Raw genomic sequence first — 14191 nt, forward strand, 5'->3', positions numbered from 1 at the left:
GCCATGCAAGAACAAAATAAATTTTCAGATTTTCGCCAATTCCTTGAGGACGAGTTAGCTCGTCGTAGCCAAAACTACCCACGCTATTCATTGCGTGCGTTCGCTCGCCACCTCGAGGTCGATTCATCATTCCTATCAAAGATTCTTAACGGCAAACGTACTGTTACGATGAGAACAATTCGTATGTTTGGTGAGCGTTTGAATTTGCCTGGTGAGCAGCTTCAGCAATTTGCCGAAGTTAGCCGCGAGAAAAAGATGAAGCGCAAATTGGAACGTCTTCTAGAGAAGATGCCAAGCGAAGATCGCGAACAATCAACTATCACAATCACAGTTGATGAAGCTCGTTTGGATGAAGCCAAAGAGAAAATCAAAAACTTCCGCAAAGAACTTGCGCAGTTCTTGGATTCTGGTGTGGCTCAACCGGGCAAAACATACCAAATCTCTGTTTCAATGTTCCCAGTTTCTGGGTTCGGTTTGAACGACTAATCTTGCATATACAAATGAAAATAAAAAAGCCGAGGGTGCATCACTCTCGGCTTTTTCTTTTTTAGATACCGCCTTTAATCACTCAACACCCCATTTCACGGAACGAAAATCTGCAAAGCGCGAGGTTGGACTGCCAGCTTTACGGGAGTTTTGGTTTTGATATCCCCATCAACATCCACATGCATGGGTCGTTTTGTGTGAATCAACATGGATTTCCCCGCCAGGACAGTCACAGGATGTCGTTCTTTAAACTTTCCGCGCATCAATGATGGCAACAAAGCAAATCCATGCCACCACTTTTTTACTTCGGTGCTAAGCGCGTGCAGAGTTTCGTCCTCAAGACTGGCTTCCTCATGAATAACCAATCCATTGCCATAGTTTCTGCCGTTACAGACAGTCAGCTGCCAAGTGTAGGCTTTGTGAAACTTACCATCACACTCAAGCACAATACGAAAAGGTGTCATGCGCAAAGCCACCTTCAATGCCGTGAACACGAAAGCGAACACTCCCAGCCACTTTTTCATTTCTGCGCGAACCATGCGATTCACTTGCGTGCTCAGCCCCAAGCCAATGACATTTACGAAAGGGATGTCGTTGGCCAATCCAACATCAATGCTTTTAATCTGCCCCTCAACCGACAGAGCCACGGCCTTTAAGGGATCTGTGGGTATTTCTAGGGAGCGTGCCAAGTTGTTTGCCGTTCCCAAAGGAACCAATAGCAAGGGCAGCTGATGCTTGACCAGCGCCGGAAGAGCCGCATTTACCGATCCATCTCCACCGCCAACTAAGACAATGGGATTATCGTTTTGATGCTTGGAAATTATATCCACTATCTTGTCTTTGCGGGGATCAAAACTGGAATTCAACACATTGAAGCCTTGGTCTTTCAACCAATTTTTAATATCAGCATCAAGTTGATTCCCCTGACGAGCCTTGGGGTTGACGAACACTAAGATATTTTTCATAACAATGGGATGAAGCGAGTGTTACACATTTCTGATCTACACTTTGGCCGAATCCATCCTCCTGCAATTAAGTCGCTGGAACAATTCCTACAAAATGACTCACTCAAACTGGATCTAATCATCATGACTGGCGATTGGACTCAACGGGCTCGCCGCGCTCAATACCAAGCCGCAGCCGATTTCATCAAGAAAATGCCAGTTCCAGTGATCACCATTCCTGGCAACCACGATATCCCTTTGTATAATTTCTTGTCGCGCCTTGTACAGCCGTTAGCGAATTATAACAGATTTATAAGAAATCTGACGAAGGACATCTTTCAAGATCCAGAACTCAGCGTGGTAGGTTTTCGCACGGCCACGTCGATTCGAACGGTCGAGGGCAGAATTTTAAAATCAGATATTTTACGGGCCGAAAAAATATTTGCGGAGGCGAATCCCCACGCTCTTAGGATCATTGCCTGCCATCACCCGATCTTTGTTCCGAATGTCATTTCGCAAATTCAACCCAAATCCTTTATTCAGAAATTATTGAACCTGAGACCGCATGTGATCTTAAGTGGTCACTCGCATTTGAATTGGATCGAACTGGTAAACCCGGGAACAGATCAAGAAATCCTGCATATCTCTGCCGGGAGTGCCACATCGAATCGACTTCGTGGTGAGGAAAACAATTTCCATGTTTTAGAAATCGACGGCAGAACTATGAAAATCGAAACATACTTTTTAGGAGAGAGCGGATTTATCACTCGCGAAGACCACGCCTCCAGAAAGATCGATTTTTACGCCGGAGGGCAGACGGAAACCACGGAAGGCCCGCCAATAAAAAAAGCTCCGGAAAACTCCGGAGCTTTTAAATCTTAGATTCTAAAATCTATTACGCAGCTTTGATGCCTGTTTTCGCGGCTTCACGGCACTCGTTCAACATTTGCTCGTAATAGCAAAGTGTTTGCTTCAAGTTTTGCAAAACTGTTGTTTGATCAGCTGCTGGCAGACTCGCAATTTTAGTCAAAGCTTCGTCTGTGTGACCAACGTCTTCTTCAGCATGTACACGGATAAAGTGTGCAGCTTTAGGACCGTAAGCTTTTTCAACACGTTGGTTAACGTGATCGCCAAAGTACGCAGCCAAAGCCTCAAGACCCAAGATATAACCAAAGAACGCCATTGGCGACTTGTGCTCGATATAATAGTACTGAGTTTGATAAAGAGCGCATGTGCCTGGCATTTCTGGCCATTGCTCCATTTTGCTGCCCAATGTTTTAAGGTCGTTCACCAACAATTTGTCATGACCTTTTTCTTCACCCGTGTGAGTCAAGAAACGATTGTGGAATTCAGGAGCATTGAAATCAGTACGTGCACCCGCTAGTGCCAACAAACGAGTTGTGTGACGAGCGAAATAATACGTTTGAGAGATCCACGCAGAATAAGCGTTCTTATCTTCCCACGGGAAATTTTCGATTTGTTGTTTAGAGTATTTCAACAGGTCTTTTAGTTCTTCATTTACGTTCTTTTGCATACATTTCTCTTTTCTTTGGTTAGGAACGATTAGTAATAATAAAAATAAATTAAGCGGCTTTTCTGAACGGAATCACTCGAGAGTCGTCCAAAATCATTGTGTGGTTTTTCTTCTCGGCCCACATTTTTTCTAGCAAATCTGCTTTTTTCGGATCGGCAAATTGCTCAACCTCACCACGTTTCGTCATCAAAATTTCGCACTCATAGTTCATCTTGATCACACTGCCGAAATAGTTCGCGCCACTGTGAGCAGCTTTTCTGCGAACGTTCAAATCACGACGAGCAGTGCCCACCAAGCAGTCCCACGGACCGGCTTCCATCACCTTGCTACCCAAGGCAATAATCAGCTCAGACCAGTTTACATCAGAACTTCGAGAGCGATATTCAGGAGCTACAGTTAAGTACTCCATACTCATCATTGTGTTGATGCCACGAGATTGAAATTTCTGAATGATCGCTTCATCAAAAGCTTTCATATAGTGGTGATCGCGCAAAGCATCTGAGCGCAAATCAAATGAGCTATATAAATGGAAACCAAAAACTTTATTGTCATCAGTTAGGGCAACGATGACGTCACAACGGTGGAAATCGTCGGCATTCAGAGGCTCGCCCACTTTGCCCAACACTTCTGTATAAACGTTTTTCCAAAGCTGATACACGTCGTTGCTAAGTTGAACTGTGTCTGCCGTGAGTTCGCGCGGATTAAATAAATGATACTGAATTTTCCCCATGCCCTTATCCTCCGGGAGAATTTTTCGGAAGGTGCACTGGCGAACTTGACGACTAGTTTTTTCGTACAAAAAGAGGACGTGCGATTTTTAGAATAACAGAGTTATCACTCCAGTATTCTTTGTTCGATACATGGACAAATAAACTTAACATTATTTCAAATCGATACGAGTTTACGTAAACAAAGCGGGCCTTACGCCCGCTTTTATGTGCAAATTGATATAAACACGACCTAGTTAATGGTTGAGTCCAATTTTTCCGGGGCCCTTCGGAAATGTCGCAGGTTCAAAATCTCCTGGGCGCCACGAACCATTAAATGCAGGCTCAGTGGGGCCATATATTCTAAAATATGTGAACCAACCACGGCCAGGAACTGTTTGGATCCAATAGTTTTCCTTACCTGCGGGAGCCGTAGGACCGAAATACAAGGTGACCTCAGTTGAATCCTTGGGGATGTCTTTAAGTTCAAACAGAGATCTCAAAGCCGCTCTATTCTGAGATGCCTGCACCTGACTGCGAGTTTTCGCATCATACGCCGTGACAGACCAAAATAATTTACCAGGGACTGGATACGGCACTTTTAATTGGTAGGATTTTCCTCCATCTAAATACTGACCCTTGCTATCACGCAAGCCCAACCAGTACAAAGACCCCGCTCCAGGATTACGACTGAACATCGCAGGTGATGCCACAATCGCTTGAGCAAACCATCTGTCACGCGCTTGCATATCGATACCTGAGCCGGTCATGAAATCTCCGTTGTCAGAGATATACCCTGCCCACTCCCACTTGCGATCTTTCCAAGTAATACGTTCCGGGCGTTTGTCACCAAATGCTGTGACAATCATTTGTTCTTTACCGTCTTTGGCTGCGCGTTCCAGAATTGCCTTCATGCGTGCATCTGGTTTGAACTCTTTGCCTTTAGCGATACCCAAGTTATCTAAAATTCCATACATAGCCATCTGCTCAGGATTTAATGGCTCTTCCGATATCACCTTATGCAAAGACGTCCAGAACTTCATATTGTCTTCCCAGGTCAAAAGCGAAATGTCAGATTTACGTTCCGTCACGTCGAACATCGCCATTTGCTTGTTCGGAGAATTCAGAAGATATATTTTTACTTTCTGCATCTCCGCCATGGCTTTTTTTAGATCACCATCAATTGGCAATGAGCGAATGGCCACCAAAATTTTATTCGTCGCTGATCGACCAACTTGATAGCCTTGTGGAATGTTTCCTTTATAGTTTGGTGGAAGAATCAAATGCTTCCCACCTTTTCCTTTATTCGGCCCTGGCAAACCAAAATCTAAAATCCATTTTTGATTGTGGTCGTTCACTAAACCCACAAAACTTCCCGGTGGCACATCCACTACGACAGGCCCCGCAGACAGATCCATATTGGCGCCACCATAAGGTGTATCGGAATTCAAAGTAAGCCCCACATGGTGCGGTTGAGCAGCAATGATGAACATACTTTCATTATCGACAGCACCAAGATTTCTCGATCCCTGAAAAATTCCTTCCGCTGAAACGGTCGGATACCAAAATCTATAGGCCATCAAAGCTCGTTGATAATCTTGCTCATCCAAAACAGATTGAGCAGATTTCTCCACAGGAAATCCATTTGATTGAATAACACTTGGGCTCTTCTTATCTTTAGCAAAGGCACCACACCCCGCCACAATTAACAAAAGCGAAACGGCATGCTTCAGCATATTGACTCCATTTGATGTTGTTTTAGTTCATTCTGAGCTCGTAAAAACCAACGCACACGCTGATTTCGCCGCGATTGCACAAATGCAGGAGAAAACGTTTGAAGATTTCTTCACACGTTTTAATGGAACACCAATTCTGACTAGACCTGTTACCTTTTTTAGATGTTCAGGGTTGCTTAAACACTCTGACAGTTGTTATTGAATTTATATGAGCAACAACACAAATAACACCGAAGTCTTATTGGAAGAGAATAATCAAACACAGGCACAGACGCCTATCGAGAACAAATCAACTTTCGAAAAGAAAGCGCTACTTGTTCTCTCTGCTGTTTTTGTCGCCGTACTACTAGGCGCATGGGGCTATGCGATGAAGGTTCGTCAGGGAGTTGCGTCAAATAGCACGACAACTCACGCTGACCCCGCGGCTCTTATTGAAGTCGAACGCCTGCGCAATCTAGCCGATTCGCAGCTAGATAACAGTCGTGCTTATTTCTTACTTGGTTCTCAGTCGATCTATGACAAACAAAAGAAAGAAAAAGAAACACTTCTAGAATCTCTAACTACTTTTGAAAAAGATCACAGCCTCCCAGGCGTTTCCGATATCGTTAAGCGTGTTAAGGAAATCCAAGTAAAAGGCGACGAGTTCTTTGAGCAAGCTGTTGAGCATCGCGAGAAAAAAACAGAGTCGAAAATTGTCGGCCAATTCTATCAATCTAAAACTTCTCCGCTGCGTTCACAGTTGAATCAAGCTTTCGATGATTTAGTTCAACTTCACCAAGCTGAAATCGACAAAGCAAAAGTTGAAATCCAAGAAGCTGCAAGCCAAGCCGAAGTTCAAATCCCAATGGGTATGACTTGGTTGACTGGTAGCTTAGCCGCGATTTTCCTTTGCATGGCCTACTTGGTCATTCGCCTCTCCCGTAAACAAGCCTTCCAACTGGCTCAGCAAAAACGCCTGTATGAGCAAGCTAAGAAAGCCGTTCAAGATCGCGATGAAACATTGTTCGCAATCTCTCATGACCTTCAAGACTCGTTAGATATGATTGCCTCAACGGCAGACCGTATGGCAACAACGCCACAAGGTTTGAATATCGTTGAAAGTGGCGAGCTGATGAAAAGCACTGTCACAACAATCGAAGGCCTGATTAAAGACATCCGTGATCAAAAGAACATGGAGATGGAAGGCATCACATTGCGCATGGATCAGCTTTCTATCGACAATGTTTTGGAAAATGCACGTACACTTATGCAACCAATGGCCAAACAACATGACGTTCGCTTGCAAGTCGACAGTGTCAACCCTCCCGTCCTGGCATTCTATGACAACGAACGTGTCTTGCGTGTGCTTTCAAACCTGATTGGTAACTCGATCAAGTTCAGCCCTAAGGGTGAAAAAGTTGTTGTTAAGGTTCGCAGTGATCAGAAGTTCGTAAACATCTCTGTGATCGATAATGGCCCAGGTATCCCTGCTGGTCAGCTTCCAGATATCTTTGAGAACTTCTGGCAGGCAAAGAAAACAGCGGATCAAGGCGCCGGCATTGGTCTTGCGATTGTGAAAACAATTGTTGAGGCACATGGTGGAACTGTTCAGATTCAAAGTCAGACTGGAAGAGGTACGACTGTAACGTTCTCGTTGCCACGTCGTCGCCCTGTAGGCGCTTCCATCAAGAAAGCCAACATCACTGTGAAGGGTGCTGGCCTTGGAGCAGCAGACTGGCAATAAGCCAGTCTGAGGATTCAATTAAGAATTAATGACCGCGAGAGATATAAACATTCGGAAGCACCTTGTTTGAAGGTGTTTCCCCATCAGCGCCAACGAAGATCGCGTAATCCACGCCAACTTCTCCTACCTTCGCACTCATGATCAACTGACACTGATAAATGCCATCGTAAGAAATCTTGTTACAGATATTTGAAACATTGATGTTTGGATTATTCAAAAGAGTCAGAATATCCGCCAACTTTTCACCTGGGTGAATGTCACTGTTCACATCAATAGATACCGTTGCCGCGTTCTTAACCAAAACATCAAGGCACTTTTGGTTCACTTGCTCTGCAGATAAACCAGCTGCGAAAGATGATACAGTAACCAAGCTCACCAAAGTGAATGCTAGAAATTTCATAGGATCTCCTTGAATTCCCTCACTTTTAACACAATTTACGAGCCCATTCCTGAGGCCTTTCAAAGTTTGCAGTATTTGCATGAATGTAACCAAGATTGACACCCCTATTGAGTTTTACGCGTATTGGCTTGGTCCGTACCCTCTCCCCCAAAGTTCAGATCCATGGGAGAATTGTATTGTGGCAGTTAATTCTTTGTAAGAGGAACCTTAAAACATTTGTTTAGTAAACTATGTTTGATTTCTTACTGGAGGATTTATGGCAGTCGTTGTTGGTATGGATCAAAAGTTTGATCGCTTACTTCATGTGATTCAAGAGCTCTCGGCAGCTCGAAGCCTTGAATCAATCACCACTCTTGTCAGGTCTGCGGCCCGGGAAATGGCCCAATCTGACGGAGCCACCTTCGTCCTTAAGGACAATGGATACTGTTACTATGTAGATGAGGACGCAATTAGTCCCTTATGGAAAGGCCAACGATTTCCACTTCAAGCCTGCATCAGTGGCTGGGCTATGCTTAATAAAAAAGCCGTTATCATTGAAGACATCTATAAAGACCCCCGCATTCCCATCGATGCTTACAGACCAACTTTCGTAAAAAGCTTAGCCATGATTCCAGTCCGCCGCGAAGACCCTATTGCCGCCATCGGTATTTATTGGGCGGAACAACATCGCTGCACTCCGCAGGAATTAGAATTGATCCAAGCTTTAGCCGACACCGTTTCTGTGGCGATGGAAAATGTGCAACTCTATGAATCACTAGGTTCAAAAATCTCGGAACTAGAAAAAGTAAACGAAGAAAAAGATCAGTTCTTAATGACCGTTTCTCACGAACTGCGCACACCACTGAATTCTATCTTGGGATGGACAGAGATTCTAAAAGACTCCAACACGCCGGGTGAGGATATGTCTCGAGGCTTGGATATCATTGATCGAAATGCGAAATCTCAAGCACGTATCGTTGAAGACCTCCTCGACTCAACTCGCATCATGGCGGGACGTTTGCGCTTAGATAAAGCGGATGTCGACTTGGTTGAGATTGCTCAGCACGCGATCAACGCCATCGAGGTCGAAGCCCATAAGAAAAAAGTCAAAATTCAATTTCATTCAGACATGCAGGATGCCGTGGTGAATGGCGACCCTGTTCGTCTGCAACAAGTTCTGAACAACCTTTTAACCAATGCCATTAAATTTTCCAATGCCGAGGGGGAAGTCACAGTTTCCATTCAACGCCGCGGACCTGGAGTCGCGGTCAGTGTTAGAGACCACGGCGTCGGCATCTCTCTAGATGGACAAAATCGTCTGTTCAATCGTTTCTTCCAAGTCGATAGCACGACCACTCGTAAATATGGCGGCCTAGGTTTGGGACTCGCCATCAGCCGACACTTAATCGACAGCCACAACGGAATGATTACACTGACCAGCGAAGGAGAAGGCATGGGATCTACGGCAGAATTTGTTTTACCATTGACTGATAAATACAACCAAACTTCTGATGCAGTACACGAGTACTCATCGGAGGCCCTGCAGAAACCCCTCACCGGAGTGAACGTCTTAGCGGTTGATGATGACGAAGACTGTTTGATTTTAATGGAAGCTGTCCTGAAACGTTCAGGTGCTCACGTTGAAAAGGCTAACTCTGTTCACGAGGCCATTCGACTCTCGGGGCTCTTCCAATTCGATGCGATCGTCAGCGATCTCAGCATGCCAGAGGAAGACGGCTTTTCACTAGTGCGAAAAGTTCGCGCTGGCCAAACTCCTTTGGAAAAAGAAATCCCAGCTGTTGCAGTTACGGCCTTCAATGATAAAGACAATCACGACAAAGCCCTGAATGCCGGCTTTAACGATTTCTTTGGAAAACCATTTTCCTCGAACAAGTTAGTGGACAGACTTGAAACCGAAGCTCATCGGTTTCATCCCCCGGCAAGAAGTAGTGGTTCTGCACTTCATTAAACTTAGCTCCTTTTGACTCAGCTTTCATTTTGTTTCACACTTCGTACTTAGTATGAAGGTGAAACAATGAAAGCTGTTGTGCAAAGAGTTCTCTCCGCGTCCGTCACTGTCGACGGAAAACTAATTTCTAAAATTGGTCCTGGGTTTTTAACTCTATTGGGAGTCGCTAAAGGCGATAACGAAGCACAACTCCAAAAACTCATGACTAAAATCGCCGCCTTAAGAATTTTTCCTGATAACGAAGGCAAAATGAATTTATCGCTGAAAGATATCGGCGGCGAACATCTCTTGGTTTCTCAGTTCACTCTGTTAGGTGATGCATCTAAGGGCAATCGTCCCAGCTTTATTGGAGCGGAACATCCGTCAATCGCGGAGCCTTTGTATCAAAAGGCTTTGGAAATGAGTCGTGAGCTAGGGCTACCAACTCAGGCAGGAATTTTCGGAGCCGATATGAAGATTGAACTTATCAACGACGGCCCCGTCACCTTAATTTTAGAGGTCTAATTATTCGTGATGGCAAACAGCTTCAATGTTGTGGCCATCCGGATCGATAACGAAAGCTCCGTAATAATTTGCATGATAGTGCGGGCGAATACCCGGCTTGCCATTATCTTTACCACCAGCCGCAATCGCTGCCGCATAGAACTCATCGACAGCTTTTCTGCTAGGTGCTCTAAATGCGACATGCACATGAGGTTTTTGTGGAGTCCCACTGTTCACCCAGAAATCAGTTTTTGGTGGCTCACCAAACCCCGCGAAGGCATGGGACCCCGTCATCTCTGCGGTTACTTCCATCAGCATTTTATATCCCAGTGGTGCTAATGCTTTCGTATAAAACTCTTTGCTTTTAGCGTAATCACTGACTGCGACACCTGTATGATCGATCATAGAAAACCTCCGCATATACTTTGCGGCAGGTTCATATTATTCGCAAGGAGTTCCCACGTCTCCACCCTGGCAGGCCAGAGCTTTTCTAATTTCAGGTTTCGCCATGTAAATGCGATTCACTCTTTTTGCTGTATCTGGGTGAGGTAAGGCCTCAACATGAGAGTGCTGATCTTTAATGTAATTTTCCAATGATTTACATTTCGGAGCCAAGGCTTGCGCATACTTTTCAACTTTATCTGCAACCTCGGCACACCCTTGGGAATAAAATATTCCAGAGGAGGCAAAGGCAAACTCTTTCGCTTTATCAGCTGGTAACTCTGACGTCATACTCGCGATAGTTTCGCCCGAGACCCAGTCCGCAAATGCTTCGTTAAGTAAAATGCTGCCAGACAAAGCCGCGCATCCGCAATAGTCGTCATAGTACTTATTGATATTGCTATCTTCGTCATCCAAAGCCGCTACAGAGGCATCTCTGCTCGAGCCGCGACTGAAAGACTCCTCGCCGTCACTCTGTTCCTGATCCTCCCTAAAGGCCTCTTGCATTTCTGATTCTAGAAATTTGCGCTTCTTATCGACAGCGGCATGAAGCTCACTTTTCGTTGGCACTTTCACGCCAATGGATTTTTCACTTTGCAAGCAAGTGATCACGTTTTTAAATGGATTTTCCTTCGCAGAAATTCCATCAACCGTTTGCTTCGATTTATTTTCCTTAACCAGCATATTCATCCAAAGTGGAAACACCGCGCCTTGTGAAGAATAAGCCAACGCCGACGAACAGGAATCAAAGGAATGGCCAAACTCATGCGCCAAGGTTCCGACCAAGGCACCCTCTGGCATATTCATCGTCTGAGGACAGATCGTAATACTGTGATCCTCCAAGTTGTAAGCCGCATTCGGTGAAATGCATCCTTCATCTGCAAGTTTTGCAGCGATGGACGTATGAGGTTTTATATTCACCAGATCCACAGACTTAAACTGTACCGACTGAACTCTTTTAATCATATTATCAATCTGTGCGCCGTTTTGTTCTGTTCTCTTCTTTTTTAAAACAGCCACCACTTCATTGCGAACTTTATCAAATAATTGCTTAGTGCGAGCTGTTGCCGCCGCTAGCTTTTCTTGGTTTGCCTTCGTGCTGAATAAATCTGGATTCAAAAATGGATCTTCCGGCATAGGTGCCGACACTTTACCGTTACAGAGCTGCACTTGCTTAGACAGCTTCACGTAATTGTGATTTGGAATTTGACGTCCCTCGGAGTCTTTGTAGAGATACGCATCTTGCGCACCCTCTGCCAACTTTCCACAGTATCCTTCAAAAGAGCAGGAACTGGGAGTCGGAGGCTCGCAAGAATCAGCTTGTCCCGAAGAAGACTTCGTCACTTGTCCAACACGACTTAATTTTTCTACAAATGCCTGCTCAGCATTTTTATCCAATTTGGTTTGGGCCTGCGCAAACATTCCCATTCCCAGAAGTGCTATACACAAAAGTGATTTCATCTCTTCACCTGAGCTGCATAGGCAAAGACAGTTTCCATATTGCCGATCATTTCACCGAACTGACGTCCTTCACTGCAACCTTTGCGTTTGAGAGATTTTTTTCCGTCCGTAACTGTGAAGGCAAAAGTTCCTGACCAACAATTTGCGGCGGGTTTGGGTGCGGGCGCGACCTTCATCGCGTTCCATGCGGCCTTCACTTTGGGAGGAAGCTTGGTTCCAAGATCCTTCCCCTCAAAAATGTAATGCCCCTTTGACTCCTCAAAAGTTGTTACTTTCGAAAAGCCCATTTTATTAGAAGTTGATAACTTGTACTGGGCACCCCACGAGACCGATGCACAAAAGGTAACTAGCAGAAATAGCTTCATTTCTTAATTCTATGCCAACCTCCTACCCCCTCCAAGAGGTGCCTTTTGCACCCGGCCCTAAGTCATCCCCCGCAGGATCGACTCCAGGGCGTTTAAGATCCTTTTATTCTTTGCATTAACCTATTCCTGACTTTCCATTTAGGATCTCCTGGTTTACAAGCAGGCCATCAAAACTAAGGAGACTTTCCATGAAACTATTCGCAGTTATCGCACTTATGGTATCTGGTTCTTTGAACGCATTCGCTGACGTAAATCCACAAAACATCAAATGCGAAGGCACTCTGGCTTCTGGCACTTTTGTTGAATTCGAAGCACAACCGACAGCAATTCCAACTTACATGACTGCGGAACTTGCATTTGATTCTCGTGAGTGGACAACTGATCTTACATGCACTCGCAATGCTGCTTTGACTCAAATGAGCTGCATCGAGAACATTCCGGGCGGTCATAAGTTGAAAGTCCTTGTAACAGCGGGTAAAGCTATCGTTGCTCAAGAAACTGACGACGAAACTGTTGATAAAGGTTTGGGCGTTCTTAACTGCAAATAATTGCAGAGTTAATTTTTAAAGGAAGCACTATGGAATTGGATCCAAAAGCAGAACCACAATCAAAACAGCTCTACGTTCTGCTTGGATCCATTGCCGCCATTCTCTTGGGCTTTGGCGTCCTGACTGTCCTGTTGTATCTTTATTTCGTTATGCCCTAAAACAGCCCGACTTTAGCCGGGTTTCCGAGTCCACTCACATCTCTTAACAAATTTTCAGAATCCCTCCCAAACTGCCGATAATTACTAGGTAATTTGCAGTATACGGGAGTCGATCAAATGGCAAAAAAATCGGGATTGGTTTTATCTGGTGGCGGAGCACGTGGTGCTTATCAAGCTGGTGTTTTAGTCGCTATCTACGAAATTGCCAAATCCTCCGGCGTTCCGCTCAAGTTTGATTTACTTTCCGGCGTCAGCGCAGGGGCCATCAACGCCGCCTCGCTTGCCAGCAACTGCAACGACTTCAAACACGCAACCGATTCATTAGCGCGACTGTGGAGTGAAGTTCACTTCGAACAAGTCTTTTCCACTGATTCGATGACTATGGGTAAAATCGGTTTTCAATGGGTCAAAGAGCTTTCCTTAGGTGGTATCGCAGGAACAACTCCGGGCAGAGGACTTTTAGATACGACTCCACTGCGTGGACTTATCCATCGCAATATGGATTACGACCGTGTTCAGGCGAACTTGGAACAAGGACACCTGGAAGCATTATGTATCACATCGATCGACTACGCCAAATCTGCAACGACAACCTTTGTTCAAAGCACAGAAACAACTGCGACTTGGGATAAAGGCCGCAAACGCAGCGAGCACACAGGCATCACGACAGAACACATCATGGCATCGTCAGCGATTCCATTATTGTTTCCTCCAGTGAAAGTAGGCGAACGCTTTTTTGGTGACGGTGCTGTTCGCAATCACGCGCCCTGCAGCCCGGTGATTTACTTAGGCGCAGAAAAACTTTTAGTGATCGGTGTGCGCTTGCAAAGCTCGACAGCCTATGACCTGCACGCACAAAGCAGTCAAACGGCACCGAGCATCGCACGCGTTGTAAATACGATTTTGAACAGCGTACTGATGGATGCTGTTGAGCAAGACATCGAAAAACTACGTCGCGTAAATGACTACGCAAGTGCCATCACTCCTGAGCAGCAAAAAATGGTTTCATTAAAACCACTTGAACATCTGTTCATCTCCCCATCTGAAGACATCGGTGAAATGGCCGTACAAAAAGCAGCTAAGCTTCCACGCATCATTCGTTATTTGATGAAGGGGCTGGGCAGCATGCAAGACGCGAGTGAGATCATCAGCTATTTGATGTTCGATCCCACATTCTGTTCAGATCTTATAGAAATCGGTCGCAAAGATGGCTATGCTCAAAAGGAAGAGTTGATTAAGTACCTTTTGAAATAGGCA

At 45.1% G+C, this 14191-nt stretch carries 15 protein-coding genes; 7 read left to right on the forward strand and 8 right to left on the reverse strand.

The genetic code is table 11. The features are described 5' to 3' along the window. The first annotated feature begins 3 nt into the window (after positions 1-3). Positions 4-486, forward strand: coding sequence for a DUF4423 domain-containing protein (locus ACLVWP_RS15810; RefSeq protein WP_413558615.1), 483 nt, complete (start codon positions 4-6; stop codon positions 484-486). 95 nt (positions 487-581) lie between these two features. On the opposite strand, the gene ACLVWP_RS15815 is transcribed toward ACLVWP_RS15810, so the two are convergent. Further along, positions 582-1451, reverse strand: a complete 870-nt coding sequence (locus ACLVWP_RS15815; RefSeq protein ID WP_413558616.1) for a lipid kinase — start codon at positions 1449-1451, stop codon at positions 582-584. A 9-nt stretch (positions 1452-1460) separates the two neighbouring features. Here ACLVWP_RS15815 and ACLVWP_RS15820 point away from each other — a divergent pair, with 9 nt between their 5' ends. Continuing rightward, positions 1461-2312 carry a metallophosphoesterase family protein gene (locus ACLVWP_RS15820; protein ID WP_413558617.1) on the forward strand — a complete coding sequence of 284 codons (852 nt, stop codon included), beginning with the start codon at positions 1461-1463 and terminating at the stop codon, positions 2310-2312. A gap of 13 nt (positions 2313-2325) precedes the next feature. Here ACLVWP_RS15820 and ACLVWP_RS15825 read toward each other — a convergent pair whose 3' ends face one another. The 3 genes from ACLVWP_RS15825 to ACLVWP_RS15835 all read right to left on the reverse strand — a co-directional run bounded on the left by ACLVWP_RS15825 (position 2326) and on the right by ACLVWP_RS15835 (position 5407). Next, positions 2326-2964: an iron-containing redox enzyme family protein gene (locus ACLVWP_RS15825; protein WP_413558618.1), complete on the reverse strand. Its 639-nt coding sequence runs from the start codon at positions 2962-2964 to the stop codon at positions 2326-2328. Between the two features lie 49 nt (positions 2965-3013). Then, positions 3014-3694, reverse strand: a complete 681-nt coding sequence (locus tag ACLVWP_RS15830; RefSeq protein WP_413558619.1) for a hypothetical protein — start codon at positions 3692-3694, stop codon at positions 3014-3016. 234 nt (positions 3695-3928) lie between these two features. Beyond that, on the reverse strand, positions 3929-5407 hold the full coding sequence (locus tag ACLVWP_RS15835; RefSeq protein ID WP_413558620.1) for a DUF1254 domain-containing protein: 1479 nt from the start codon (positions 5405-5407) through the stop codon (positions 3929-3931). A 208-nt stretch (positions 5408-5615) separates the two neighbouring features. On the opposite strand from ACLVWP_RS15835, the gene ACLVWP_RS15840 reads away from it, so the two are divergent. Beyond that, complete coding sequence (locus ACLVWP_RS15840; RefSeq protein ID WP_413558621.1) at positions 5616-7130, forward strand: sensor histidine kinase; 1515 nt, start codon at positions 5616-5618, stop codon at positions 7128-7130. Positions 7131-7155: 25 nt separating this feature from the next. Here the strand turns inward: ACLVWP_RS15840 and ACLVWP_RS15845 are convergent, their stop codons facing one another. Then, positions 7156-7530: a hypothetical protein gene (locus ACLVWP_RS15845; protein WP_413558622.1), complete on the reverse strand. Its 375-nt coding sequence runs from the start codon at positions 7528-7530 to the stop codon at positions 7156-7158. Between the two features lie 256 nt (positions 7531-7786). Between ACLVWP_RS15845 and ACLVWP_RS15850 the strand changes: the two genes are divergently transcribed. Both ACLVWP_RS15850 and dtd read left to right on the forward strand, forming a co-directional pair. Then, on the forward strand, positions 7787-9478 hold the full coding sequence (locus ACLVWP_RS15850; RefSeq protein ID WP_413558623.1) for an ATP-binding protein: 1692 nt from the start codon (positions 7787-7789) through the stop codon (positions 9476-9478). 66 nt (positions 9479-9544) lie between these two features. Continuing rightward, positions 9545-9982 carry a D-aminoacyl-tRNA deacylase gene (gene dtd / locus ACLVWP_RS15855; RefSeq protein WP_413558624.1) on the forward strand — a complete coding sequence of 146 codons (438 nt, stop codon included), beginning with the start codon at positions 9545-9547 and terminating at the stop codon, positions 9980-9982. On the opposite strand, the gene ACLVWP_RS15860 is transcribed toward dtd, so the two are convergent. Genes ACLVWP_RS15860 through ACLVWP_RS15870 form a run of 3 tightly spaced genes read right to left on the reverse strand, consistent with a single transcriptional unit; the run spans position 9983 to position 12228 of the window. Then, positions 9983-10366: a VOC family protein gene (locus tag ACLVWP_RS15860; protein WP_413558625.1), complete on the reverse strand. Its 384-nt coding sequence runs from the start codon at positions 10364-10366 to the stop codon at positions 9983-9985. A 36-nt stretch (positions 10367-10402) separates the two neighbouring features. Then, positions 10403-11863: a hypothetical protein gene (locus ACLVWP_RS15865; protein WP_413558626.1), complete on the reverse strand. Its 1461-nt coding sequence runs from the start codon at positions 11861-11863 to the stop codon at positions 10403-10405. Then, positions 11860-12228: a hypothetical protein gene (locus ACLVWP_RS15870; RefSeq protein ID WP_413558627.1), complete on the reverse strand. Its 369-nt coding sequence runs from the start codon at positions 12226-12228 to the stop codon at positions 11860-11862. Before ACLVWP_RS15870 ends, ACLVWP_RS15865 begins: the two co-directional genes overlap by 4 nt. A gap of 188 nt (positions 12229-12416) precedes the next feature. Between ACLVWP_RS15870 and ACLVWP_RS15875 the strand changes: the two genes are divergently transcribed. Together ACLVWP_RS15875 and ACLVWP_RS15880 are read left to right on the forward strand one after the other, a co-directional pair. Continuing rightward, a complete protein-coding gene (locus tag ACLVWP_RS15875; protein ID WP_413558628.1) occupies positions 12417-12776 on the forward strand; it encodes a hypothetical protein in 360 nt (119 codons plus the stop codon). Between the two features lie 275 nt (positions 12777-13051). Further along, the gene (locus ACLVWP_RS15880; protein ID WP_413558629.1) at positions 13052-14188 is read left to right on the forward strand and encodes a patatin-like phospholipase family protein; all 1137 of its coding nucleotides are present in this window, start codon (positions 13052-13054) and stop codon (positions 14186-14188) included. Positions 14189-14191: the final 3 nt, after the last annotated feature.

It is taken from the genome of Bdellovibrio sp. HCB209, from assembly GCF_047306065.1.
Classification (GTDB): domain Bacteria; phylum Bdellovibrionota; class Bdellovibrionia; order Bdellovibrionales; family Bdellovibrionaceae; genus Bdellovibrio.

Bases quoted from the DNA above. Each gene is read 5' to 3' on its own strand.
- ACLVWP_RS15825 (WP_413558618.1), bottom strand. From the start codon at position 2,964: ATGCAAAAGAACGTAAATGAAGAACTAAAAGACCTGTTGAAATACTCT.
- ACLVWP_RS15865 (WP_413558626.1), bottom strand. From the start codon at position 11,863: ATGAAATCACTTTTGTGTATAGCACTTCTGGGAATGGGAATGTTTGCG.
- ACLVWP_RS15880 (WP_413558629.1), top strand. From the start codon at position 13,052: ATGGCAAAAAAATCGGGATTGGTTTTATCTGGTGGCGGAGCACGTGGT.
- ACLVWP_RS15850 (WP_413558623.1), top strand. From the start codon at position 7,787: ATGGCAGTCGTTGTTGGTATGGATCAAAAGTTTGATCGCTTACTTCAT.
- ACLVWP_RS15810 (WP_413558615.1), top strand. From the start codon at position 4: ATGCAAGAACAAAATAAATTTTCAGATTTTCGCCAATTCCTTGAGGAC.
- ACLVWP_RS15875 (WP_413558628.1), top strand. From the start codon at position 12,417: ATGAAACTATTCGCAGTTATCGCACTTATGGTATCTGGTTCTTTGAAC.
- ACLVWP_RS15870 (WP_413558627.1), bottom strand. From the start codon at position 12,228: ATGAAGCTATTTCTGCTAGTTACCTTTTGTGCATCGGTCTCGTGGGGT.
- ACLVWP_RS15860 (WP_413558625.1), bottom strand. From the start codon at position 10,366: ATGATCGATCATACAGGTGTCGCAGTCAGTGATTACGCTAAAAGCAAA.
- ACLVWP_RS15840 (WP_413558621.1), top strand. From the start codon at position 5,616: ATGAGCAACAACACAAATAACACCGAAGTCTTATTGGAAGAGAATAAT.
- ACLVWP_RS15830 (WP_413558619.1), bottom strand. From the start codon at position 3,694: ATGGGGAAAATTCAGTATCATTTATTTAATCCGCGCGAACTCACGGCA.
- ACLVWP_RS15845 (WP_413558622.1), bottom strand. From the start codon at position 7,530: ATGAAATTTCTAGCATTCACTTTGGTGAGCTTGGTTACTGTATCATCT.
- ACLVWP_RS15820 (WP_413558617.1), top strand. From the start codon at position 1,461: ATGAAGCGAGTGTTACACATTTCTGATCTACACTTTGGCCGAATCCAT.
- dtd (WP_413558624.1), top strand. From the start codon at position 9,545: ATGAAAGCTGTTGTGCAAAGAGTTCTCTCCGCGTCCGTCACTGTCGAC.
- ACLVWP_RS15835 (WP_413558620.1), bottom strand. From the start codon at position 5,407: ATGCTGAAGCATGCCGTTTCGCTTTTGTTAATTGTGGCGGGGTGTGGT.
- ACLVWP_RS15815 (WP_413558616.1), bottom strand. From the start codon at position 1,451: ATGAAAAATATCTTAGTGTTCGTCAACCCCAAGGCTCGTCAGGGGAAT.